Source organism: Vallitalea sediminicola, assembly GCF_054408565.1.
Genome location: NZ_BTPT01000174.1, coordinates 1 through 522 on the forward strand (window position 1 = coordinate 1; position 522 = coordinate 522).

Here is a 522-nt window from a genome sequence, read left to right on the forward strand (position 1 = left end):
ATGTTCTTTTTATTTTATGAAAATATGTATCTTTATTAAGGTCATACACAATTATTACAAATGTATTTTTGTTAAAGTTAATTATATAGTTTTTCTGTTTATCAAATCCCATAGAAAAAAAATTGTACAGACTCATATTGATGTCTTTTGGTGATTTATTATAATAAGTTTCATCGAACTCAAAAACTACATTAAGTACTATATATTCTCCAAAATTCAATTGTAAATCAGTAATGGTTCTTGTTATTTCATCTTCTTCATATATTGATTCATCAAGTCTATGATTGATGAATTTTTCCTTTGAAGTTAATGTATCGACCACATTATCCTTATTAATTATTTCCTTTGCTTTTTCCACAGCCTTTATTATATTGTCTACTGAACCAGTTTTTATCACATAATCTACAACATCGTACTTAATCGCTGATTTAGCATATGAGAAATCAGCATATGCAGTAAATAGTATGACTTTTATGGTCAATTTATTTTCATATATGTACTTGGAGATTTCAACACCGTCTC

General features: G+C 26.1%; 1 protein-coding gene. It reads right to left on the reverse strand.

Going from position 1 to position 522, the window contains the following annotated elements:
• Positions 1-522, reverse strand: a 522-nt coding sequence (locus ACX6CF_RS26310) for a response regulator (protein WP_458788349.1), incomplete at both ends; no start/stop codon positions are given.